This window comes from Pseudomonas sp. P7548 (assembly GCF_013386585.1).
In the GTDB taxonomy this organism is placed as follows: domain Bacteria; phylum Pseudomonadota; class Gammaproteobacteria; order Pseudomonadales; family Pseudomonadaceae; genus Aquipseudomonas.
The window spans coordinates 1-24,478 of record NZ_JACARO010000008.1 but is presented as its reverse complement, the minus strand read 5'-3'; the positions used below and the strand labels follow the sequence as shown (position 1 = coordinate 24,478).

Annotated in this window: 18 protein-coding genes; 5 read left to right on the top strand and 13 right to left on the bottom strand. The window is 59.2% G+C overall.

All coding sequences use genetic code 11. The annotated features are described in order from the left end of the window. Complete coding sequence (locus HX803_RS03880) at positions 1-753, bottom strand: ABC transporter permease (protein ID WP_256349799.1); 753 nt, start codon at positions 751-753, stop codon at positions 1-3. 454 nt (positions 754-1,207) lie between these two features. On the opposite strand from HX803_RS03880, the gene HX803_RS03875 reads away from it, so the two are divergent. From HX803_RS03875 to HX803_RS03865, 3 genes are all read left to right on the top strand, one after another. Continuing rightward, positions 1,208-2,791 (top strand): peptide chain release factor 3, encoded by a 1,584-nt coding sequence (locus HX803_RS03875; protein WP_025856262.1) that lies wholly within the window; start codon positions 1,208-1,210, stop codon positions 2,789-2,791. A 259-nt stretch (positions 2,792-3,050) separates the two neighbouring features. Continuing rightward, the gene (locus HX803_RS03870) at positions 3,051-3,296 is read left to right on the top strand and encodes a hypothetical protein (protein WP_176995123.1); all 246 of its coding nucleotides are present in this window, start codon (positions 3,051-3,053) and stop codon (positions 3,294-3,296) included. A 97-nt stretch (positions 3,297-3,393) separates the two neighbouring features. Then, complete coding sequence (locus tag HX803_RS03865; protein ID WP_178919105.1) at positions 3,394-3,654, top strand: hypothetical protein; 261 nt, start codon at positions 3,394-3,396, stop codon at positions 3,652-3,654. A gap of 109 nt (positions 3,655-3,763) precedes the next feature. On the opposite strand, the gene HX803_RS03860 is transcribed toward HX803_RS03865, so the two are convergent. From HX803_RS03860 to HX803_RS03810, 11 genes are all read right to left on the bottom strand, one after another. After that, positions 3,764-4,735, bottom strand: coding sequence for a peptide ABC transporter ATP-binding protein (locus HX803_RS03860; protein ID WP_016971590.1), 972 nt, complete (start codon positions 4,733-4,735; stop codon positions 3,764-3,766). Continuing rightward, a complete protein-coding gene (locus HX803_RS03855; protein WP_178919104.1) occupies positions 4,735-5,703 on the bottom strand; it encodes an ABC transporter ATP-binding protein in 969 nt (322 codons plus the stop codon). Before HX803_RS03855 ends, HX803_RS03860 begins: the two co-directional genes overlap by 1 nt. 10 nt (positions 5,704-5,713) lie before the next feature. After that, positions 5,714-6,625, bottom strand: a complete 912-nt coding sequence (locus tag HX803_RS03850) for an ABC transporter permease subunit (protein WP_178919102.1) — start codon at positions 6,623-6,625, stop codon at positions 5,714-5,716. A gap of 10 nt (positions 6,626-6,635) precedes the next feature. Further along, the gene (locus tag HX803_RS03845) at positions 6,636-7,646 is read right to left on the bottom strand and encodes an ABC transporter permease subunit (protein ID WP_176995119.1); all 1,011 of its coding nucleotides are present in this window, start codon (positions 7,644-7,646) and stop codon (positions 6,636-6,638) included. 74 nt (positions 7,647-7,720) lie between these two features. Further along, positions 7,721-9,319 carry an ABC transporter substrate-binding protein gene (locus HX803_RS03840; RefSeq protein WP_178919100.1) on the bottom strand — a complete coding sequence of 533 codons (1,599 nt, stop codon included), beginning with the start codon at positions 9,317-9,319 and terminating at the stop codon, positions 7,721-7,723. A gap of 80 nt (positions 9,320-9,399) precedes the next feature. Continuing rightward, positions 9,400-10,797, bottom strand: coding sequence for an OprD family outer membrane porin (locus HX803_RS03835; RefSeq protein ID WP_178919098.1), 1,398 nt, complete (start codon positions 10,795-10,797; stop codon positions 9,400-9,402). A 172-nt stretch (positions 10,798-10,969) separates the two neighbouring features. Then, the gene (locus HX803_RS03830; RefSeq protein ID WP_178919097.1) at positions 10,970-12,574 is read right to left on the bottom strand and encodes an ABC transporter substrate-binding protein; all 1,605 of its coding nucleotides are present in this window, start codon (positions 12,572-12,574) and stop codon (positions 10,970-10,972) included. Between the two features lie 304 nt (positions 12,575-12,878). Then, positions 12,879-14,507 (bottom strand): ABC transporter substrate-binding protein, encoded by a 1,629-nt coding sequence (locus tag HX803_RS03825; RefSeq protein ID WP_178919095.1) that lies wholly within the window; start codon positions 14,505-14,507, stop codon positions 12,879-12,881. A 258-nt stretch (positions 14,508-14,765) separates the two neighbouring features. Then, positions 14,766-16,367, bottom strand: coding sequence for an ABC transporter substrate-binding protein (locus HX803_RS03820; RefSeq protein ID WP_178919093.1), 1,602 nt, complete (start codon positions 16,365-16,367; stop codon positions 14,766-14,768). Positions 16,368-16,499: 132 nt separating this feature from the next. Further along, the gene (locus tag HX803_RS03815; protein WP_178919091.1) at positions 16,500-19,310 is read right to left on the bottom strand and encodes a dermonecrotic toxin domain-containing protein; all 2,811 of its coding nucleotides are present in this window, start codon (positions 19,308-19,310) and stop codon (positions 16,500-16,502) included. Positions 19,311-19,496: 186 nt separating this feature from the next. Then, positions 19,497-20,210: an SIMPL domain-containing protein gene (locus HX803_RS03810; protein WP_178919089.1), complete on the bottom strand. Its 714-nt coding sequence runs from the start codon at positions 20,208-20,210 to the stop codon at positions 19,497-19,499. Between the two features lie 206 nt (positions 20,211-20,416). Between HX803_RS03810 and HX803_RS03805 the strand changes: the two genes are divergently transcribed. Further along, entirely contained in the window at positions 20,417-21,679 is a 1,263-nt protein-coding gene (locus HX803_RS03805; RefSeq protein WP_176995111.1) for an ATP-binding protein, read from the top strand. Further along, on the top strand, positions 21,672-22,232 hold the full coding sequence (locus HX803_RS03800) for a response regulator transcription factor (protein WP_003171731.1): 561 nt from the start codon (positions 21,672-21,674) through the stop codon (positions 22,230-22,232). Before HX803_RS03805 ends, HX803_RS03800 begins: the two co-directional genes overlap by 8 nt. 62 nt (positions 22,233-22,294) lie before the next feature. On the opposite strand, the gene HX803_RS03795 is transcribed toward HX803_RS03800, so the two are convergent. Further along, the coding region (locus tag HX803_RS03795; protein ID WP_372339888.1) for a dermonecrotic toxin domain-containing protein at positions 22,295-24,478 on the bottom strand (2,184 nt) is incomplete at its 5' end.

Sequence of the window (24,478 nt, the reverse complement as noted above, 5' to 3'; positions counted from 1 at the left end):
TTAAGACGCCCGCAGCCCGCGTTCCAGCCAGAGGCGGCTGGCCAGGGTCACCAGACCGTCGAGCAGCAAGGCCAGCAACGCGGTACACGCGGCGCCGAGCAGCAATTGCGGCTGATTGTTCAGGGCGATGCCGGGGAAGATCAGGCTGCCCAGGCTGTTGGCGCCAATCAGGAACGCCAGGGGGGCGGTACCCACGTTGATCGCCAGGGCCACGCGCACACCGCCGATGATGATCGGCACGGCGTTGGGCAGTTCCACGCGAAACAGCACCTGGCGCGGCGTCATGCCGATGCCGGTGGCGGCTTCTTTGAGGGAGCCCTGGACGTTTTTCAGGCCTTCGTAGGTGTTGCGCACGATGGGCAGGAGGGAGGCGAGGAACAGCGCGAAGATGGCCGGGCCACTGCCGATGCCGAGGACGCCGAGGGCGATGGCCAGTACGGCCAGGGGAGGGACGGTGTTGCCGATGTTGAAGATCTGCATGAAGCGTTCTGCGCGCCCGACCATGTTCGGTCGGCTGAGCAGGATACCGGCGGGGATCCCTACAACGAGGGCAGCCAGCATGGAGACAAGAACGAGGATCAGGTGAGCTTGCAGGTAAAACAACAAATCGTCGCGGTACAGTTCGATCGTGTTGATGCCGATCCAGTGGACCAGCAGGGCCAGGAGCGCGACGACAACCACGCCTCCTATCAGCCCTTTGCCATAGCGAATAGCCACAGGCGGACTCCTTTTTTCTTTTGTCGGCGAACACATTCCCGAGCTAGGTGGCGCGTGTGGCGAGTTTTGCGCGCCCATCTTCGGCGCCAGAAGCTCATATCCTGCGTTGCTGTTCCTCGCCATAGCGGGCTATGACTCGTCACAGCGCCTTGGCTATGAACTTCTGACGCTCGAATCTGGGCACGCAAAACTCGCCACACGCGCCACATGCCATTCCTGGCTGTCGGCGAATAGGTTCGCGAAAAGCAGCTCGCCAATACCGGCAACGCGGTATGCGATCGAGCCATGAGCGCAGCCTCGTCAGGCTAACTTGCTGATTTATCAGCCCCTGTTCCGAGTGCGGTAGCAGGGGAGTGGACGTCTCGACCTTTTAAAAGGTTCCATACTTGGCAGCATTTAGCCACCCCCAATCGGGTGAACGGTGGTCCGGCGCCCGGGGTTTGCGCTATACTCGCCGCCCTTTTTTGACTCACCTGCCAGGCGATTTCCCATGACCCACCAGGCCGCCGAAGTCGCGAAACGCCGCACTTTCGCCATTATTTCCCACCCCGATGCCGGTAAAACCACCATCACCGAGAAGCTCCTGCTGATGGGCAAGGCAATCGCGGTGGCCGGCACGGTGAAATCCCGCAAGTCCGACCGCCATGCCACCTCCGACTGGATGGAAATGGAAAAGCAACGGGGTATTTCCATTACCACGTCGGTCATGCAGTTCCCGTATCGCGACCACATGGTCAACCTGCTCGACACCCCGGGCCACGAAGACTTCTCCGAAGACACCTACCGCACCCTGACTGCGGTTGACTCGGCATTGATGGTCCTCGACGGCGGTAAAGGTGTCGAGCCACGGACCATCGCGCTGATGGACGTGTGCCGTCTGCGTGACACGCCGATCGTCAGCTTCATCAACAAACTCGACCGCGACATCCGCGACCCGATCGAGCTGCTCGATGAAATCGAAGCCGTCCTGAAGATCAAGGCCGCGCCGATCACCTGGCCGATTGGTTGCTACCGCGACTTCAAAGGCGTGTACCACCTGGCCGACGACTACATCATTGTCTACACCGCCGGCCACGGTCACGAGCGCACCGAAACCAAGATCATCGAGAAACTTGACTCCGACGAAGCCCGCGCCCACCTGGGTGACGAGTACGATCGTTTCGTCGACCAGCTGGAACTGGTGCAGGGCGCCTGCCATGAGTTCAACCAGCAGGAATTCCTCGACGGCCAGTTGACTCCAGTGTTCTTCGGCACCGCCCTGGGCAACTTCGGCGTCGACCACGTGCTCGACGCCGTGGTGGACTGGGCGCCGCGTCCATTGGCCCGTGTCGCCAACGAGCGCACCGTGGAACCGGTGGAAGAGAAGTTCTCGGGTTTCGTGTTCAAGATCCAGGCGAACATGGACCCCAAGCACCGCGACCGTATCGCCTTCATGCGTATCTGCTCCGGCAAATACGAAAAAGGCATGAAGATGCGCCACGTGCGCACCGGCAAGGACGTGCGCATCGGCGACGCCCTGACGTTCTTCTCTTCCGAGCGTGAACAGCTCGAAGAGGCCTACGCCGGCGACATCATCGGCCTGCACAACCACGGCACCATCCAGATCGGCGACACCTTCACCGAAGGCGAAGCGCTGGGCTTCACCGGTATCCCGCACTTCGCCCCGGAACTGTTCCGCCGCGTACGCCTGCGTGATCCGCTCAAATCCAAGCAGTTGCGCCAAGGTTTGCAGCAGCTCGCGGAAGAGGGCGCTACCCAGGTGTTCTTCCCTGAGCGCAGCAACGACATCATCCTCGGCGCCGTCGGTGTGCTGCAGTTCGATGTGGTGGCCAGCCGCCTGAAAGAGGAATACAAGGTCGAATGCTCCTACGAGCCGATCACCGTGTACTCCGCGCGCTGGATCGAGTGCAGCGATAAGAAGAAGCTGGAAGAGTTCTCCAACAAGGCCGTGGAAAACCTCGCGCTCGACGGCGGTGGTCACCTGACCTACCTGGCGCCAACCCGGGTCAACCTGGCGCTGATGGAAGAGCGCTGGCCGGATGTGAAATTCCGCGCGACCCGCGAGCACCACTAAGGTCCGGGCGGTACAGAAAAGGGCGAAGCTGTGATGGCTTCGCCCTTTTTCATGCCCACCACAAACCCAAAACTGTGGGAGCGGGCTTGCTCGCGAATGCGGTGTATCAGGCGCAAACTCAGTGACTGACACGGCCTATTCGCGAGCAAGCCCGCTCCCACATGTTGATCTTCATTCAGTCCGCAGCATTGGCGCTAAGCGCGCATCCGGTCTAGCGTTCACATATTTCACCGATTCACCGACGGAATAGGAGTTCCTGATGCGTTTAACTCGACGCGCCATTCAACTGGTGCTGCTGGGCGTCTTGGGGTTGTCCGCCTCCTGGGCGCTGGCGGGTGCAGGCACCCCTCAGTGGAAGGACACCGGCCCGGTCACCAAACGTAAACAAAACGAGGTCAACTCCGGCAGCTGGCAGCCCCAGGCTCAACCGGCGCCGAAGGAGGATGCAGAAAACCCTTACAACGAGGGGGAAGACAGCGAAACCTACGATGATGGCGATACCTGAGGCGTGATTGGCGCAAACCCGGGATCGGAACTAGCTTAATCCACAGCGACGGCGGAATGCCGGCGTACGTGATTCACTGACTGGACGGAAATCGACCATGACTATCTTTCAACGTGTAGTGCTGTTGCTGAAAGTGTTGGTGATGTTATCGCTGGGCGTTTCGTCTGCATGGGCCAATGCGGCCGTGCAGAGCCAGGCGCCGGGTTTTGTGGCGGCGAAGACGGCGCAGGCCGGTGGTTTGCAACTGGCCAAGAGCGAGTCGGAGCCCGGTGACGAAGACCAGGGCGGCTCAAAGGATGATGACGACCAGCAAGCGCCGCCAGATGACGATGACACCGAAGGTGACAGCGATACATAAGGCGCTATAAAAAAGCCCCACCTACCGGACTGATGCGCAATCCGACGGGAGGGGCGGTAGAACTCATACAATGCCCCGGGCTCAACACCCGGGGCATTTTTGTGGCGGTTCAGGCCACGAACTGCTCCGCGTAGTGGCAAGCCACTTGGCGGTTGTCCAACGCGCGCAACTGCGGCTCTTCGCTGCTGCAACGCGCGGTCGCGTACGGGCAACGCTTGTGGAAGGCGCAGCCAGGCGGCGGGTTCAGCGGGTTGGGCAGCTCGCCGACGATCTTGATCTTCGGCTTGTTCGGGTCCGGGTGGATGGTCGGGGTGGCCGACAGCAACGCCTGGGTGTACGGGTGCAGCGGGCGCGCGTAGATGTCTTCCTTTGGACCGACTTCCACCGGGCGGCCGAGGTACATCACCATCACGTCGTCGGCAACGTGTTGCACCACCGCCAGGTTGTGGGAGATGAACACGTAGGCCGTGTTGAATTCCTGCTGCAGGTCCATGAACAGGTTGAGCACCTGGGCCTGGATAGACACGTCCAGTGCCGAGGTGGGTTCATCCGCCACCAGCACTTTGGGTTGCAGCATCATGGCGCGGGCCAGGGCGATGCGCTGGCGCTGACCACCGGAGAACATGTGCGGGTAGCGCTGATAATGCTCGGGGCGCAGGCCCACTTGCTTCATCATTGCCTGCACTTTTTCGCGGCGTTCGGCAGCGGACAGGTTGGTGTTGATCAACAGCGGCTCGCCGAGTTGATCACCGACCTTCTGCCGTGGGTTCAGCGAGGCGTACGGGCTCTGGAACACCATCTGCACGTCTTTGCGCAGTTGCTTGCGCTGGGCCTTGTCGGCGCCGGCGACTTCCTGGCCGGCAATTTTCAAGGAGCCCGACGACGGCTCTTCAATCAGCGTGAGTGCACGGGCCAGGGTGGATTTGCCGCAACCCGACTCGCCTACCACGGCGAGGGTCTTGCCGGCTTCCAGTTCGAACGACACCCCATTGAGAGCACGCACGGTGGCATGGCCCTTGAACAGGCCACGGGACACTTCGTAGTGACGGGTCAGGTCGCGGGCGGTAAGAACGACGGCCATTACGCCACCTCCTGGTTCAAGGGGTAGAAGCAGCGCGCAAGGCTGTTGGTTTTTGGATCAAGGCCCGGGCGCTGGGCGCGGCAGGACTCCTGCACATACGGGCAGCGCGGCGACAACAGACAACCCTGCGGGCGGTCATAACGACCCGGAACGATACCCGGCAGCGTGGCCAGGCGCGTGGCGCCCAGGCTGTGCTCGGGGATCGCCTTGAGCAGGGCTTCGCTGTACGGGTGTGCCGGAATGTCGAACAACTGTGGCACCTGGCCGACTTCCACGGCTTGGCCGGCGTACATCACACACACGCGCTGGGCGGTTTCCGCCACGACGGCGAGGTCGTGGGTGATCAGCACCAAGCCCATGTTCTGTTCTTTCTGCAAGGCCAGCAGCAGTTCCATGATCTGCGCCTGGATCGTGACGTCCAACGCGGTGGTCGGTTCGTCCGCGATCAGCAGTTTTGGCTCGCCGGCAATTGCCATGGCGATGGCCACACGCTGGCTCATACCGCCGGACAGTTGGTGCGGGTAGGCATCCATACGGCTGGCAGCGCCCGGGATCTCCACTTTTTCCAACAGCTCGATGGCCCGCTTGCGGGCTTGCTTGCCAGACATTTTCAGGTGCAGGCGCAGCACTTCTTCAATCTGGAAACCCACGGTGTAGCTCGGGTTCAGCGCGGTCATCGGGTCCTGGAAGACCATCGCCAGGTCTTTGCCGACGATCTGGCGGCGCTGGCGGCTGCTCAGCTTGAGCATGTCCTTGCCGTCGAAGGTCAGCGAGTCGGCGGTGACGATGCCGGGGTGCTCGATCAGGCCCATCAGCGCCATCATGGTCACGGATTTACCCGAGCCCGACTCGCCAACGATTGCCAGTACTTCGCCTTTGTCGACCGACAGGTCCAGGCCATCGACCACCGGCACGGCGGTCTTGTCGCCAAAGCGCACGTTGAGATTCTTGATTTCTAACAGTGACATGGGAATCTCCTCAGGCGGCGTTCTTGAGTTTCGGGTCCAGCGCGTCGCGCAGGCCGTCACCCATCAAGTTGATTGCCAGCACGCTGAGCAAAATGGTCAAGCCAGGCAGGCTCACGACCCACCAGGCGCGTTCGATGTAGTCGCGGGCCGAAGCCAGCATGGTGCCCCACTCAGGGGTTGGCGGTTGTACGCCAAGGCCCAGGAAGCCCAGTGCGGCGGCATCGAGAATCGCCGAAGAGAAGCTCAAGGTGGCCTGCACGATCAGCGGTGCCATGCAGTTGGGCAGCACGGTGATGAACATCAGGCGTGGCAGGCCGGCGCCGGCGAGGCGGGCGGCCGTCACGTAGTCGCGGTTCAGTTCGCCCATCACCGCAGCGCGGGTCAGGCGGACATAGGACGGCAGGGACACGATCGCAATCGCAATCACAGTGTTGATCAGGCCAGGGCCGAGGATCGCGACAATCGCGACAGCCAGCAGCAGCGACGGCAGGGCCAGCATGATGTCCATCAACCGCATGATGGTCGGGCCGAGCAAACGCGGGAAGAACCCGGCGAACAAGCCCAGCAGGATGCCCGGGATCAGCGACATCACCACCGACGACAAGCCGATCAGCAACGACAGGCGCGAGCCCTGGATCAGGCGCGAGAGCAAGTCACGGCCCAGTTCGTCGGTGCCCAGCAAGAATTGCATCTGCCCGCCTTCCAGCCAGGCCGGTGGGGTCAGCAGGAAGTCGCGGTACTGCTCGCTCGGGTTATGCGGGGTGACCCACGGGGCGAAGATCGCGCAGAACACGATCAGCAACATGAACAGCAGGCCGGCGACCGCGCCTTTGTTGCGGGAGAAGGCTTGCCAGAATTCTTTGTATGGGGACGGGTACAGCAGGCTTTGATCGACTGCCGACGCTTGGGTAGGTGTGGTCATGGTCATGATCTCAGCGCTGGTGACGGATGCGTGGGTTGGCGAAGCCGTAGAGGATATCCACCACGAAGTTCACCAGGATCACCAGGCAGGCGATCAGCAAAATGCCGTTTTGCACCACCGGGTAGTCCCGCGCGCCAATGGCTTCGATCAGCCATTTGCCGATGCCGGGCCACGAGAAGATGGTTTCGGTCAGGACCGCACCGGCCAGCAGGGTACCGACTTGCAGGCCGACCACGGTCAGTACCGGGATCAGCGCGTTACGCAGGCCGTGCACGAACACCACGCGCGCCGGCGACAGGCCTTTGGCCTTGGCGGTGCGGATGTAGTCTTCGCGCAGCACTTCGAGCATCGACGAACGGGTCATCCGCGCGATCACGGCCAGCGGGATGGTGCCGAGCACGATGGCCGGCAGGATCAGGTGGTGCAGGGCGTCGAAGAACGCGTCCGGCTCGTCAGCCAGCAGGGTGTCGATCAGCATGAAGCCGGTGCGCGGCTCGATGTCGTAGAGCAGGTCGATCCGCCCGGACACCGGGGTCCAGCCCAGGCTCACCGAGAAGAACATGATCAGGATCAGGCCCCACCAGAAGATCGGCATCGAATACCCCGCCAGGGAGATGCCCATCACCCCATGGTCGAACAGGGATCCTCGCTTGAGTGCCGCGATCACCCCGGCCAACAGGCCCAGGACGCCGGCGAACAACAGGGCGGCCATGGACAGTTCCAGGGTCGCGGGGAACAGTGCGGTGAACTCGGTCCACACGCTGGTACGGGTACGCAGGGACTCGCCAAGGTCGCCCTGGGCCAGCTTGCCGACGTAATCCAGGTATTGCGCATACAGCGGCTTGTTAAGGCCAAGGCGTTCCATTGCCTGTGCGTGCATCTCGGGGTCGACGCGCCGCTCGCCCATCATGACTTCAACGGGGTCGCCAGGGATCATGCGTATCAACGCAAACGTGAGCAACGTGATGCCGAAGAACGTGGGGATCAATAACCCCAATCGGCGGGCAATAAAACTAAACATCTTGTTGTGTACCTCAATCAGCCGGTTAGGCAGGTCCGGCACCGTCAGTGTCGACGGTGCCGAGCGTCTCTTATTTACTTCACCTGGGTGGTGGCGAAGTTATTTGTGGTCAGAGGGCTTTGGGTATAACCCTCGACGTTTTTGCGCATGGCGGTGAACATTTTCGGATACGCCATTGGAATCCAGGGTTGGTCTTTCTCGAAAACCTCCTGGGCTTGTTGATAGAGTTCAGCGCGCTGGCCAGGTTCAGCGATGGCACGCGCCTTGTCGATCAAGTCTTGAAACTCTTTGTTACACCAGCGGGCGTAGTTTTCGCCGTTTTTGGCAGCATCGCAACTCAGGTTCGGGGTAAGGAAGTTATCCGGGTCCCCGTTATCCCCGGCCCAGCCGGCTGAAACCATGTCGTGCTCACCGTTTTTAGCACGCTTGAGCATTTCGCCCCATTCCATGACTTTGATATTCACTTTCAGGCCGATCTGCGCCAGATCCGCCTGCATGCGCTGCGCGCCGAGCATCGGGTTGGGGTTGGTCGGGCCACCACCGTTGCGGGTGAACAGGGTGAACTCAGTGCCTTCCGGTACGCCGGCTTCCTTGAGCAGGGCGCGGGCCTTGTCCAGGTCGCGTGGCGGGTTCTTCAACTGGTCGTTGAAGCCCAGCAGCGTCGGCGGGTAAGGGCCGGTGCCGACCACGGCATTGCCTTTGCCGTACAGGGCTTCGGTGTAGCCGGCCTTGTCGAAGGCGATGTTGATCGCGTGGCGCACCCGCGCGTCGCTCATGTACTTGTGGGTGGTGTTCAGTGCGGTGTAGCTGGTAGTCATCGCCGCCAGTTCATCGACCTTCAGGTTCGGGTCGGCCTTGACGCTCGGCACGTCATCGGGCTTGGGGTACAGCGCGATCTGGCACTCGTTGGCCTTGAGCTTCTGCAGGCGCACGTTGTTGTCGGTGGTAATCGCCAGGATCAGTGGGTCAGCCGGCGGCTTGCCACGGAAGTACTCCGGGTTGGCCTTGAAGCGCACCTGGGCGTCCTTGGCGTAGCGGGTGAAGATGAACGGGCCGGTGCCGATCGGCTTGGCATTCAGGTCGTCGGTCTTGCCGGACTTGAGCAACTGGTCGGCGTATTCGGCGGAGTGGATCGAGGAAAACGCCATGGCCAGGTCGGCCAAGAACGGTGCTTCAGGACGGGTCAGGGTGAAGACCACGGTGTGATCGTCGGTCTTTTCTACGCTCTTGAGCAGTTCCTTGAAGCCCATGCTTTCAAAGTACGGGTAGCCCACGCTGGACTTTTTGTGCCACGGGTGATTCGGGTCCAGCTGGCGCTGGAAGCTCCAGAGCACGTCGTCGGCGTTCAGGTTGCGCGTGGGTTTGAAGTAGTCGGTGGTGTGGAACTTGATGTCGTCACGCAGGTGAAAGGTGTAGGTCAGGCCATCGGCGCTGATCTCCGGCAGGGCCTTGGCCAGTGCGGGGATCACTTCGGTGGTGCCGGGCTTGAAGTCCACCAGGCGGTTGAACATGGTTTCAGCGGCGGCGTCTGCGGTGACGGCCGTGGTGTACAGGACCGGGTCGAAACCTTCCGGGCTGGCTTCGGTGCAGACCACCAGTGGTTTGGCCGAAACGCCGATCGCAACGCTCAGCAGCGCGGCGGCCATGGCGGCTTGGAGTGGGAGCATATTCATTCAGAGCCCTCTGCAATCGATTGAACCAGACAAGCGTAGACGGCAGGCTCGTCCTGAGCCCGCCGTCTACCTGGCGCTAATTAAAGAATGTTGAACGGGATGGTGGTCACCAGACGGAACTCACGGATGTTGCCGTCAGCCTGTTGGGCGCTGGCACGGTGAGTGACGTAAGTGCCACGGATGGTGGTGGCCTTGAGCGGGCCGCTTTGCAGGGCGTACGACGCGCCAACACCGTATTCCTGGTGGGTTTCGCCGTCCATCAGGCGCAGGTCGCTACGCGATTTGCCAGCTTCGCCGTAGGCGGTGCCGGTGTAGTGAGTACCGTCGATGCCCCAGCCGCGAGCCGAGTACACGTTGAACTTCAAGCCTGGCACGCCGTACTCAGCCATGTTCAGGCCGTAGGCAACCTGGAAGGACTTCTCGTTCGGTCCGTTAAAGTCGGACGTCAGGGAGTTGGCCAGGTAGATGCCGTTGGTTTCGTGCAGGTAATCGAAGTACTCGTTACCGTTGATCGCCTGGTAGGAGAAGGTCAGGCTGTGGGCTTGGTGAGTCAGGCCCAGGGACAGGGAGTAGGTATCGTTATCGATATTCCCCATCAGCTTTTTGCCGGTATCGGTGGTTTTGTAGTAGTTCAGGCCGGTGGTCAGTGCCAGGGTCTGAGCATCACCCAATTCGTGGGTTGCGCCGAAGTAGTACTGGTTCCAGAAGTCTTCGACGTTGGCGGCGAAGAGGCTGGTTTTCAGACTCTTGAACGGCTGATAGTTAACGCCGAAGGTGTTGACCTTGTCAGTTTCCTGGCCGTTGCCGTACTCGGAACGGAATTTCGACAGGCTCTGCTCGGTACGTGGGGACACGCGATCGAACACGCCGCCCTGGAAGGACAGGTTGCTGAACTCTTCGCTGTTGAAGCTCACACCTTCAAAGCTCGAAGGCAGGGCACGGTTACCGATGGTGTCGACGATGCCGCTGCTGAAGTTCTGGCGACCGGCGGTCAAGGTGGTGTTAGACACACGGAACTTGACGTTAGCCAGGCCCAGTTTGCTCCACTGGCCTACTGCGTCACCGTCGGAGTCAGCCAGGGTACGGTTGGAGCCGCCCTTGATGTCGCGCTTGCTGCGGTCCAGCACCACGGCGTTGTAGGCCGCCACTTCAGTTGCCACACCTACGGTGCCTTGGGTGAAGCCCGAGGAGTAGTTGAGGATGGTGCCTTGTACCCAGTTGGTACGGTTCGCGTCGGTGCGCGTTTGACCGTGCTTCTCGTAGGAGAAACGCTGACCACGGAATTTATTCTCGCTGGAGAACCAGTTACGCGTTGTACCGCCCAGGCTTTGACCGTCGATAAAGCCTTTGGCCTCGCTTTGGGCGCTGGTGCCGGCCAGGGTGGTAGGAACGAAGTCCTGGCTCTGGGTTTCAGCGAAGGCGGTTGCCGTGATGCTGCTGATGGCCAGGGCCAGAAGCGCTTTGCTGCTCAGTTTCATTTGATGAAGCTCCTTTGGTTCTCTTTTTTAATGCCAGTCTTTTTAGGTGAACCGGCTATTGGGTGTGTAACTCGTTCAAGCCTTTGCAAACGTTTGCCGTAGGAAATTTCCCAATAAAAGGCTGCACGTTTGCAGCAGGGCAGACTTCGCCCTGCGCAATCCGGTTATTTTCTTATGGGTTGATACTGACGCCCGAGAATACGTTGCGGCCGAAGGGGCTCACTTTGAAGCCTTCGACTTTGGCGCTTAACGGCTGGTTGACCGTCGAGTGGGCGACTGGCGTGATGGGCACCTGCTGCTTGAGCAGTTGCTGCGCCTGTTTGTACAGAACAGTCCTTTGTTCGCGGTCGGTCACGACCTTGGCTTGCTTGACCAGCTTGTCGTACGCCGGGTCACACCACATGGAGTAGTTGTTCCCGCCGATGGCGTCGCAGCTGTAGAGGGTGCCCAGCCAGTTGTCCGGGTCACCGTTGTCACCGGTCCAGCCGATCAGGCTGATATCGTGCTCACCGTTCTTGGTGCGCTTGATGTACTCGCCCCATTCGTAGCTGACGATCTTCACTTTCAAGCCGATCTTGGCCCAATCGTTCTGCAGCATTTCAGCCATCAGCTTGGCGTTGGGGTTGTACGGCCGTTGCACCGGCATCGCCCACAGAGTGATCTCGGTGCCTTCCTTCACGCCGGCCGCCTTGAGCAGTTCCTTGGCTTTTTCCGGGTTGTAGGCGGCGTCCTTGATGGTGTCGTCGTAGGACCACTGCGTCGGCGGCATGGCGTTGACCGCCAGTTGGCCCGCGCCCTGGTACACGGCGTTCAGGATGCTCTGCTTGTTCACCGCCATGTCCAGCGCCTGGCGCACTTCGAGTTGGTCGAAGGGTTTATGGCGCACGTTGTAGGCGATGTAGCCGAGGTTGAAGCCTGGCTTGGTCAGCAGTTGCAGGTTGGGGTCGGCCTTGAGGGCGTCGACGTCGGCCGGGCGAGGGTGCAGGGTCACCTGGCACTCATTGGCCTTGAGCTTCTGCACCCGCACCGAGGCGTCGGTGTTGATCGCGAAAATCAGCTGGTCCAGCTTGACCTTGCTCGGGTCCCAGTACTGTTTGTTGGCCACATAACGGATCTGCGAGTCCTTCTGGTAACGCTGGAACACAAACGGACCGGTACCGATCGGCTTCTGGTTGATGTCGCTGGGCCTGCCGTCCTTGAGCAACTGCTCGGCGTACTCGGCCGAGAGGATCGCGGCAAAGCTCATGGCGATGTTCTGCACGAACGCGGCGTCGACCGAGTTCAGGGTCATCACCACGGTGTGCGGGTCGATTTTCTCGACCTTGGCAATGTTCTTGTTCAGGCTCATCCCGTTGAAGTACGGAAACTCGGTGGGGTAGGCCTTGCGAAACGGGTGTTCGGGGTCAAGCATGCGGTTGAAGGTGAACAGCACGTCGTCGGCATTGAAGTCGCGCGTCGGATTGAATTCCTTGTTGCTATGGAATTTCACCCCTTCACGCAGGTGAAAGGTGTAGGTCAGGCCATCTGGCGAAATGTCCCACTTGGTCGCCAGGCCTGGCACCACGTTGGTTGCGCCTTTTTCAAACTCAACCAGGCGGTTGTACAGCGGCTCGGCCGCATCGTTGTCGGTGGCGGTGGTGTACTGCGCAGTATCAAAACCCGCCGGGCTGCCCTCGGAGCAGAACACCAGGCTCTTTTTCTCGGCGGCGTAGCCGGTGGTGGCCACAGCCAGCAGGCTGGCGGCAAACAATGCAGGTAGAACGGTGGTATGGCGCATGACGATCCCGATCCCTAGTTGTATTTGTCATCAGCGAGCAATCACCCAGGCATACAGCCTGGGGACATCACTGATCCCACACACAGCAAGTGCCTTTCTCAGACTGAAGCCTCTGCTGTCCTGCGACGTTATGGGTCGTGGACCTTGCAGTAAATGCATCAAATCTGACTGACCTTGTAGGCAGCGGAGCCGCAGATCGCAGTTCATTGCTGTAGGACAACAATGAGTGCGGGCGTGGTCTGATTCCTACGGTCTAGGCGGATGCAATAACGGCGACGCTATGAAGCGTCGCCGTCATCGATCCTTACTTGCCGCTGACGCTAACGCCGTAGAAGGAGTTCAAGCCAAACGGGCTGATCTTGAAGTCCTGCACGGTGTTGCGCATGGGTTGATACACCGTCGAGTGCGCGATAGGTGTGTAAGGCAGTTCTTTCTTGAGGAGTTGCTGCGCCTGTTTGTACAGTTCAGTGCGCTTGGCGACGTCCGTGGTCGACTTGGCCTGGCTGATCAGGTCGTCGTACTGCTTGTTGGTGAACTTGGAGAAGTTGTTACCGTTCAACGCCGAAGAGGCGAAGAGGGTGCCCAGCCAGTTGTCCGGGTCACCATTGTCACCGCTCCAGCCAATGATCATGGCCTGGTTCTCGCCACCTTTGGAACGCTTGATGTACTCGCCCCACTCGTAGCTCACGATGTTGACCTTCAGGCCGATCTGTTTCCAGTCACTCTGCAGCATCTCAGCCATCAGCTTGGCGTTCGGGTTGTACGGACGCTGAACCGGCATCGCCCACAGGGTGATCTCGGTGCCTTCCTTGATGCCCGCTTCCTTGAGCAGTTCCCGCGCCTTGGCTGGGTCGTACTTGGCATCCTTGATGGTGGTGTCGTAGGACCATTGGGTCGGCGGCATGGCGTTGACCGCCAGTTGGCCTGCGCCCTGGTACACGGAGTCGATGATCTGCTGCTTGTTCACCGACATGTCCAGGGCTTGGCGAACACGCAGGTCAGCCAATGGGTTTGGCGCGGTCTGGCCCTTGAGCACAGGCATCACGTTGTAGGCGATGTAGCCGAGGTTGAAGCCCGCTTGGTGCGGCATCTTCATGTCCTTGTCCGCTTCCAGGGGCTTGATGTCCGCCGGGCGAGGATAGGCTGTGATCTGGCACTCGTTTTTCTTCAGCTTCTGGATACGCACCGAGGCGTCGGTGGAGATCGAGAAGATCAGGTTGTCGACCTTGACGTCTTCAGGCTTCCAGTAATCCTTGTTGCCGGTGAAACGGATGTTGGAGTCTTTCTGGTAGCTCTTGAACACGAACGGGCCAGTGCCGATTGGCTTCTGGTTGATGTCCGCGGCCTTGCCTTCCTTCAACAGCTGGGCGGCGTATTCGGCCGACTGGATGGAAGCGAAGCTCATTGCCAGGTTCTGGATGAAAGCGGCGTCCACGGTGCCAAGGGTGAACTTGACGGTGTGGTCATCGACTTTCTCGATGTTCTTGATGTTCTTGTCCATCTCCATGTCGGAGAAGTACGGGAACTCGGTTGGGTAGGCTTTGCGGAACGGGTCGTCCTTGTTGATCATGCGGTTGAACGTGAAGAGCACGTCATCGGCATTGAATTCACGAGTCGGCTTGAAATACGGGGTGGTGTGGAACTTGACGCCTTCACGAAGGTGGAAGGTGTACGTCAGGCCATCCGGGGAAACGTCCCAACGGGTGGCCAGGCCAGGAACCACGGCGGTGCCGCCACGTTCGAACTGGCTCAAGCGGTTGAACACGGTTTCGGCCGAGGCATCGAAGTCTGTTCCGGTGGTGTACTGGCCTGGGTCAAAACCGGCCGGGCTCCCTTCGGAGCAGAACACCAGGTTAGTCGCCGCGTGGGCAAAAGGAGCTGCGGCCATAAGGCCAGCGCTAACTAAAAGCGGAAGGACTGCGTGTTTAAGCATGTTGGCCTCATGATTTGTTGTCATTTTTGGTAGTGAGGGCGACCTCGTGAGTCGACCTGCGGATACTTATGCAGGGGCCATACCCAATGCAAGATGCTGAACCCTTGCAAGGATGAAAGTGTGGTACGAACGTACAGGAATGTCGCATTTATGAAAGTTTGTACATAAATGCATATATATAGAGGTTTTTTTCGGTGCACGAGACGCACCAAAAAAGACCAACCGAGGCGTCTAGCGCACTCGGTTGGGGCGTTGCTGTTACTTATCTAGACTCACGCCATAGAAGGGCGTCAGGCCAAACGGGCTGATTTTGAAGTCGCGTACTTCCTTGCGAAGTGGCTGGAAAACCGTCGAGTTCGCAATAGGCGTTATAGGTACTTGTTCCTTAAGGATTTTCTGCGCCTGTTGATACCACTTGATGCGCTGGTCGCGGTCGTTGCTGACCTTGGCCTGCTGCACCAGTTTGTCGTAGGCCGGGTTACACCATTTGGCGTAGTTGCTGCCCTTGACCGCGGCACAACTGTAGAGCACGCCGAGCCAGTTGTCGGGGTCGCCATTGTCACCGGTCCAGCCATAAATCATTGCATCGTGCTCGCCATTTTTGGCGCGCTTGATGTATTCGCCCCACTCATAGCTGACGATGTTGGCTTTGATGCCGACCTTCTCCCAATCCTGCTGGATCATTTGTGCCGACATCCGCGCGTTCGGATTGGAGGCGCGTTGTACGGTCATCGCCCACAGGTTGATGGTCGTACCAGGTGCAACCCCTGCTTCTTTTAGTAGCGCCCGTGCCTTGGTCGGGTCGTAGGGCGCATCCTTGATGTTGGGGTCATAAGACCACTGCGCCGGAGGCAGGGCGTTCTGCGCCAATTGTCCGGCGCTCTGGTACACGGCCTTGATGATCGCAGGCTTGTCGATCGCCATGTCCAGGGCCTGGCGTACCTTGAGCTGGTCCAGTGGCGGATGGGTCACGTTGTAGGCGAGGAAGCCCAGGTTGAAACCGGCCTGTTGCAGCACGCGCAGGTTCGGGTCCTGCTTCATTACTTCAATGTCAGAGGGGCGCGGGTAACCACTGACCTGGCATTCGCCGGCCTTGAGTTTCTGCAGGCGTGCGGCGGCGTCCGGTGTGATGGCGAATACCAGGTTGTCGAGCTTCACATCCTCGGGCTTCCAATATTGTTTATTGGCCGCGTAGCGAATCTGCGAGTCTTTCTGGTAACGCTTGAACACGAACGGCCCGGTGCCGACGGGTTTTTGGTTGATGTCCTCGGCTTTGCCTTCCTTTAATAGCTGCGCGGCGTACTCGGCCGACTGCACCGAGGCGAAACTCATGGCCAGGTTCTGCACGAACGACGCATCGACGTTGTTCAGGTTGAAGCGCACGGTGTGGTCATCGAGTTTTTCGATGTTCTTGATCGTGGTGTTCAAGCCCATGTCGGTAAAGTACGGCGACTCGGACGGGTACGCCTTGCGGAACGGACTCTCGGCGTCCAGCAGGCGATTGAAGGTAAACAACACGTCATCCGCGTTGAAGTCGCGGGTAGGGGTGAAGAAATCGGTGGTGTGGAACTTGACGCCATCGCGCAGGTGGAAGGTGTAGGTCAGGCCGTCTTTGGAAATGTCCCAGCGCGTGGCCAGGCCAGGTTCGACTTCGGTACCGCCGCGCTTGAACTGGGTCAGGCGGTTGAACACGGTTTCGGCGGAAGCATCAAAATCGGTGCCGCTGGTGTACTGGCTGGGGTCGAAACCGGCAGGGCTGGCTTCGGAGCAGTAGACCAGGGCAGTGGCCGCGTGGGCCATCGGCATGAAAGCCAGCAGGCCTGCAGCCAGGAGGAGCGGTTTGAAGGCGATTCTTTCCATGGAGACCCCTGAAGTGGCAGGCTTATAAAAGCCGTCCAAACGAAAACGGCGGAACCGAGGTTACCGCCGTTCGCGTTTATCTGACAGGGGCCGATAGAGCTCTCTGATTTAGCCCTCATCGGTCATCAATAATTAAGAGGGGGTAACTGCAACTTCTATTTTGGTCGGTGCGTTCTTGTCGAGGACATAGGGGGTCTCCACATTGCCAGTGTGATGAATAGTGAATGTTCTGTTGATGGTTATTTTTACATTGCCCAACTTGCCTTCATCCGGGCGGCTGAGACGATATTCGCCAGTGGAAGTCACGCGCGTGACGTTGTTCGCTGGGTCATATTCGATGTGGTACTTCGAAACATCATTCGCGATGAAGGTGTCATTGATCAGTAAGCCTTTTTTCAGGTCCCCATTACTCAGGCGGTAACCCAGAAAGTCTTTCATCGCGGGCTCCATCGATCCCTGGTGCGCAACCTCGGAAATGAGGGTGCGCAGTTCGGGGGCTGGAATGAGCTGTTCGAGTTGATTGATCTTGTCCGTTTTTATGTCAGGCGCACTCTTCGCCGCACTGGTCAGGGGGTGCTGCGTTTTTTTGCCGGAAACGTTTATTTCTACCGTGTAGCGATCACGATTGATGTCGTTGATGAAGTTGTGTGAGTAATCATTTGAACCATAGTCGGAGGGACCTGCCTTTTCACCGGGTAGTACGGCATAATTTTTTTCCTCGAGGGTCCAGGAAACATACAGGCGTTTCTTGATGACGGCGTTTTCTTCATAGCCGACCGAGGACAGTACGTAGTCCGTGTTTTTGTCGAACTCGAAGTAATCGTCCAAGGGCGCTGTGCCCTCCATTTTTGATCCGTCACCTTCCACGAACTGGTCTGAAAATTTTGGTGGTGACTTCAACTCGTCACTCGGGGTTGGCGACGGCGTTCGCTGCCATGGCCACTTGCGCGCGCCCCCCTGGCCAATCTCGCGGGCCCACTCACCGTCGGCGGTAGAGTGCACGGTCATCACCGGCTTGCGTGTCTCAGGGTCAATGATCTGTACATAGTCGTCGCGCAGTTTGAAGTCACTGCGAATTTCATACACCTTTGGTTGGCCGGTCGCGTGGTTGTAGCGAATAAGCCACCGGTCCGCGCCAGTACCGTTTTTGACCTGGTATATACCTTTTGAATTGCGGGTAGCACCTTCAATCAATTGCTCGCCATTGGGCACGGCGTTAGCACTGATGTCCGACGACTGCGACGGGAGGATGCGATCAACTGCGGGCTCAACGCCAACCGGGCCCTTGGGGGGCGACTCAACAGGTTTTATCACGGGTGTCTCGGCGGCTTCATCCACGACTTTACCCGTGGCGACTCCTCCCGTTTCAAGCCCCTTGACCACTCTGCCCGCGCCCCCGGCCACAGCCGGCAGTGCATTCAATACGCCGAACACTACTTGGTCAGTACCACCCGGTTTGCCATGCTTGATATTGTCCGCGCCGATCCCGACTTCAGCCGCGCCGGAGGCCAGGTAAAACACCTCAAGGGCAGCCGCCACTTCGGGCATGACCAAGGCCAGTGGAGTCATCAGCACGGCAACCTTGGTCGCTGTTTCCAGTGCCTCCAGGATCGTCGTCTTAGTGACGTCACCGTCGGTGGTGATTTGGGTTTCTGCATCGGCATAGGAGCGTTCTTTTTGCCGCGTGGTCATGGCCTTGAACGGGTCTTCGTCGAGAGGCTCGGTCGTGATGAAGGTTTGCGGGTTGTACTGGTTCAGTCGCTCCAGCACACCGGCATCCGATGCATCCTTTTTCGGCCACCCGCTGAGGCCTACCAGGGTTTGGTTGACGCCCTCGGACAGTGTCCGGTCGGCTTGATCGCGCAGTGGAAAATGCATCGACAAAGCTTCGCGTTTCACAGGGTCGGCGGCTTGCTCGGCCAGCCAGTTCTTCATCTGCTCCTGGCTGTCGAAACGATGAATCGGCGACGAGTTGCCGGGGATGTGCAGCAGGGTGGTTTTGGTCTGCTTGTCGGTGATGTACATCAAATCCGTGGACTTGAAGCCATTGATCTTCAGCAGGCCGGTTTCTACGTTAGGGTCTTTTTGTGTGGCGGCGTCCAGGTCTTTGAGGGTCATGCCCGACCAGGTTTTGTCTGTTGGCAGGCCTGCTGCGCGCATGGCCAGGCTCACGTCGCTTTCGCTGAGGCTGTCGTTGTCGAATTGCGCCAGGGCGGCGCCGACGAAGGCGGCCTTGCTCAGTTGGGCGTACTTTTGCTCATGCGCTGACCAAAAACCGTTGAGGAACTCGGCGTAGGGTTTGCTCAGTTCGGTGTTCCACACGATGTCGCGAAAGGTGGCGGGCGTTTGCGCAAGTTGGGTGGTCGAGTTGTAGACCTGGCGACCACCGGGTTGGGGGCCGACAAATATGCCCTCATAGGTCTTGGGTTCGTTGAGCTTGTGGACGATGTTGTAGATGGCGATGGGCGCCGCGGCCAGGGGCGCGAGCCTATTGATCCATTTGTGCAAGGTCGACTGCACTTTTTCGTCGGCCGTCTGGTGCTCATTGTGTTTGTTCTTGTGGCGCATGTTGTGCAATGCGGCGTCGGTCAGGCTGATTTGGTTCAAGACTTTCCCCCCAGGCGGTTTTCGCAGCTTGGGGTCGTAGTTGAAGGTGGTGATGAAGGTATTGTCCGGGTCAATGTCCTTGCCCCAGCGCTTTTTCAGTTCGGCCCGTATGATTTCTGATGTGCTTTGGCTGGCTGTCTTGAAACCCTCGGTAGCACGGTCGACATAGCGGTCTACGGCAGGGTTGTAAGGCAGCCCCGGGATCAACGGTTGGTGATGGTTGCGTCGTTTTGGGCTTTTTTTGCGTGGCAGTTCAGCAGCTGCTTGTGGCGGCTGGGTACGATTATTGACTTGGAGTGGTTGGAAAGCAGGGGTGTTGTGCGTAGTTGTTATCATCGGGTATCGATCTCTGGAGCAGTTATGCGTATCCCTCGCTGTTTAAGATTCCGATACTTGTGTGGGATATGTGTTTGCAGGCGTTCCCCTTCGTCTGTTACCCCTCATGTTTGCGGTTGGCGCGCTACTCCAAAAAAAACGGCGCGTACCTGAGGCCGCGCCGTTTTCGTTGATACCTAGAAACGTTTATTGCAGTACTTCAATCACACCATCGGCACTCATATTGACCTGGCTGGTGCCGGCTTCCACTTCAGGCGTGGGCGCCGAATCGGCCATGGCGGCTTTCATCATCATCCCGCCATTGCGCGCGTAGGGCATCGGGTAGCCGTTGGTGTTGAAGTTCAGGTTGACGATCTTGTAACCCTTGCCGCCTAGCGCGTCGGTTGCCAGTTGCGCGCGGGCCTTGAAGGCGGCGACGGCGTCTTTGAGCAGCGCATCTTCGCTGGCCTTGCGCGTGGCGTCGGCGATGGCGAAGTCCATGTTTTCCATTTTCAGGGTGTTCAGCAATTCGCCGGTGAGCTTGGACAGCGCCGGGAAGTCCGCGCTTTCCAGGCGCAGTTCGGCGCGCTCACGCCAGCCGGTGATCTTCTGGTTCTTGTTGTCGTAGATCGGGTAGCTGTTGCGGCTGCCCTGGCGCAGGGTCACGCCTTTGACTTCGCGGGCTTCGCCAAGAGCCTTGTTCAGGGTGTTGGTGATTTCAGCGGCGAGCTTGGCCGGGTCGCTGTTCTGGGATTCGGTGTAGAGGGTCACGATCATCTTGTCGCGGGCAACCTCCTGGCTGACCTCGGCGCGCAGGGAAATCTGGTTGTAGTTCAGGCCTTCGGCGGCCAGGGCGGGGAGGCTGGCAAGGGTGGCGACGCCGAGGGTGATAACGGCTGCACTGCGAGTGAAACGAGACATGGAAGCTCCTTGGGGGTGTGCGTGTTCGGTATGACTGTAGACGGTGACATCGGGTTCTTCGGGTTTACACATTACCTACAAGTTGTGGCGGTGCCGACGAACGGTCATTTGCCCGGCCTGCGTCAAAGAGCCACACAGGCCGTGGCAGGGGGCCTGCTTCGTTTATACTCCTGCCGATCCGCCTGCAGCGCTCACCGGGAGAGCTCATGCTCGCCGCCGTAAAACTGACTTCCGCCACCCGCCAGAACCTCTGGCGCCTGACGTTCATCCGCACCCTGGTGCTGGCCGCACAGGCCGGTTCCGTCGGGCTTGCCTATTGGTTCGACCTGTTGCCGCTGCCATGGCTGCAACTGGGCGTGACCCTGGGTTTCTCCATCGTGCTTTGTGTGTTTACCGCGATCCGGTTGCGCACCACCTGGCCGGTCACCGAGCTGGAGTACGCCCTGCAGTTGGCCTGCGACCTGTTTATCCACAGTGTGTTGCTATATTTCTCCGGTGGCTCCACCAACCCGTTCGTCTCCTATTACCTGGTGCCCCTGACCATCGCCGCCGTGACGTTGCCGTGGCGCTATTCGGTGGTGCTGTCGGGCATTGCCCTGACGCTGTACACCCTGTTGCTGGCACGCTTCTACCCACTGCAAACTTTCCCCATCGCCCGGGAAAACCTGCAGATCTACGGGATGTGGCTGAGCTTTGCCCTATCTGCCGCGGTCATCACCTTCTTTGCCGCGCGCATGGCTGAAGAGCTGCGCCGCCAGGAAGAATTGCGCGCCATCCGCCGCGAAGAGGGCCTGCGCGACCAGCAACTGTTGGCCGTCGCCACTCAGGCTGCCGGCGCTGCTCATGAACTGGGCACACCGCTGGCGACCATGAGCGTGTTGCTCAACGAAATGACCCAGGACCATCACGACCCTGTGTTGCAAGAGGACCTCGGCGTGCTGCGCGAACAGGTCAAGCAGTGCAAGCAGACCTTGCAGCAACTGGTGCGCGCCGCCGAAGCCAATCGCCGCCTGGCGGTGGAGATGCAGGACGTGACCCAGTGGCTCGACGAGGCCCTGAACCGCTGGCACCTGATGCGCCCCGAAGCCAGCTATCGTTTTCATCTATTAGGGCAGGGCACTGTGCCGCGCATGGCACCGCCGCCCGATCTGACCCAGGCATTGCTCAACCTGCTGAACAATGCAGCCGACGCTTGCCCCGAAGGGTTGGGTGTACAACTGGATTGGGACGCGGAAAACGTCACCATCAGTATTCGTGACCACGGCGCGGGCGTGCCGCTGGCCATTGCCGAGCAGATCGGCAAACCCTTCTTTACCACCAAGGGCAAAGGCTTCGGCCTGGGCCTGTTCTTGAGCAAGGCCAGCGTGACCCGCGCGGGCGGCTCAGTAAAGCTCTATAGTCATGAGGAAGGCGGCACGCTCACCGAGCTGCGCCTGCCCCGTGTCGCACGAGGAGATATCGATGAGTGACGAGATCCAAGTCGAAGGCGAAGAACTGCCGCACCTGCTGCTGGTAGATGACGACGCCACCTTTACCCGGGTGATGGCGCGTGCCATGAGCCGTCGCGGTTTTCGCGTAAGCACCGCAGGTTCTGCCGAAGAAGGCCTGACCATCGCCCAGGCCGACCTGCCGGACTACGCCGCGCTCGACCTGAAGATGGACGGCGACTCAGGCCTGGTACTACTGCCCAAATTGCTGGAACTCGACCCGGAAATGCGCGTGGTGATCCTCACCGGTTATTCCAGCATTGCCACGGCCGTCGAGGCGATCAAGCGCGGCGCCTGCAACTACCTGTGCAAGCCGGCCGACGCCGATGACGTGCTCGCTGCCTTGCTCTCTGAGCACGCTGACCTCGACACCCTGGTGCCGGAAAACCCGATGTCGGTGGACCGCCTGCAGTGGGAACACATCCAGCGCGTGTTGACCGAGCACGAAGGCAATATCTCCGCCACCGCCCGGGCCCTGGGTATGCATCGCCGCACTTTGCAGCGCAAACTGCAAAAGCGTCCGGTACGCCGCTGAACGGTATCGGCTAGTGCCTTTTGCGCGACCACAGCCGATACCGTCCCATGGGTGTCGGCTGCTTAGTACGGGCGCGCAACACTGCCGTCGAACAGGTTGTAGCGTTGATCTGGCATTTTTGCCGGGGACTCCAAGTACACGTATAAAACCCCGTCTTGTGTTTTTGTCGCTTTGACCTCCAATGAGGCTTCCGGCTCGACGGCCACATGGTCAAATAAGAAGCTGCTGGACAGGTTCTTTTTCGGAACTGATTCGTCGAACACATAGACCACGGGCTTGTTATTCGAAGCGCCTGAAGCGTTTTTCGCCCAGGCTCCCCAACTCTTTGCATTGAAGGCTTGGGTGGAGGCTGATTGAACAGCTGCGTCTCTGAACACTTTCCCCACTCCGTTTTTCAATGCGGCTTCGCCATCGGCAGTGACATAGGCGTAGCGATAGGCTTTACCGGTGTAATCCGCTTGGCTGTCGAAATCCGCCAGGAACGCTTGCAGTTGTTCAGAGTATTGACGCTCATCCGGCTGACGGCGCAGTTCACTGTTTATTTCGTCCGATCCCGCTTCGGTATATTCATTCAGGCTTTCAGAGAGCTCCGCTTTGGACGCCCGGATCAGGTTGGATAAATCATCCTGTATTTGCGTGGTCTCGGCCTCGCTGAATGAATTACTGTCCCGGTTAATGTTTGCAATCGCCTCGTTAAGCTGTGCTTTTGCAGAGGGCTGGCTGCGCTGCCATGGAAACTTCATTCCTCCGGCGCCTTCAAACCGTACCCACTCGCCGGCGGTATTCAAATGCACCGTCATGACGGATTGCCTGGAAGCAGGGTCAATAATCTCTACATAGCCATCGCTAAGTTTGAACGTCGATTTGATTTCATAGATGTGTACGATCGCAGAATGATCGGTATGTTTGATCAGCCAGCGGTCCATTCCGTCAGCACCGGGAACCTGATAAATGTGATTGGCGTTGCGTGGTATACCGTCGATAAGCCTTTCGCCATCTGTAACGGCATAGGCGCTGATATTGCCCGACGCTTGCGGGCGTAAGCGGTTGAACGTTTCCCAGGGTGTGTGCTCTTCAGCTAGCGGCATAAGGCTGTCGGGAGTGGGTTCGGCAACGTTGTCCGCAAACGCTATTTCGACGGTCTCTGCGCCTTTGCCCAGCCTGGATGCTCCGCCTGCGATCCCGGGGGCCGCATTGAGTAAGCCAAACACGATCCGGTCTGTCCCGGCCGATTTACCGTGGGCCAGGTCATCAATGCCAATACCTGTTTCCATGAGACCTGCGCCGGCGTAAAGGACGTCCAGTGCCAAGCCAATCTCCGGCATCAGAAATGCCAGGGGGGTCAGCATCAGGGCCGTGGCGGTTGCCGCCTCCGTAACCCTTAATAAGGTCGCCTTGTTGACGTCGGAGTCGGTGGTAATGTCGTGATTGGCGTCAGCGTAGGAGCGCTCTTTCTGGTTTAGGGTAATGGTGTTGAAGGGGCAGCCCTCGATGGGCTCCAGCGTGATATAGCGTTGGGGGTCCCAACCATTGGGTGATGTGAAACCCAGGGGGTCTGGTTTATGGGCCTCGGTCCAGCCACCGAGGCCTTTCAGGGATTGGTCCACACCGTCGGAAAAATACTTGTCGTCCTGATCGGATTTTTTGAAGTGAGCGCGCAAGGCCGCGCGCTTTTTCGGGTCAGCCGCTTGATCCGCGACCCAGGTTTTCATCTCTTCGGGGCTGTCAAACCGGTGGATGGGGGAGGCGTTACCGGGAATATGTAGCAGGGTGGCCTTTATGTCTTTGCCATTGGCGTCCTGCCGGACTGTTTTGTCGATGACATACATCAAGTCGGTGGACTTATCACCGTTGACAGACAGCAGGCCGATCTCAAGTTTTGGATCCTTGGCATAGGTGGCCTCCAGGTTTTTCATACTGGTTTCCAGCCAGGGCTTGCCCGGTGCAAGCCCGGCAGCCCGCATTGCCAGGTGTGCATCCTGTTCACTCAGGCTGCCTTCCTGCGCCTGTGTATGGGCGGCTTGGGCAAACGCGATCTTGCTCAATTGCTGGTAGGTGGTTTCATGGGACCGCCAGAAACTGTCCAGATACTTTTTATACGGGGCGGCGAGTTCCGTATTCCAAACGAGATCACGGAACGCTTGGGGGGCAAACGGGAGTTTTGAGGATAGATCCGGTGATGGTGTTTTTTGGTTCGCAATACTCCCCACGACGTATTCAAACATGTTGTCAGGATTGGGCAGGGT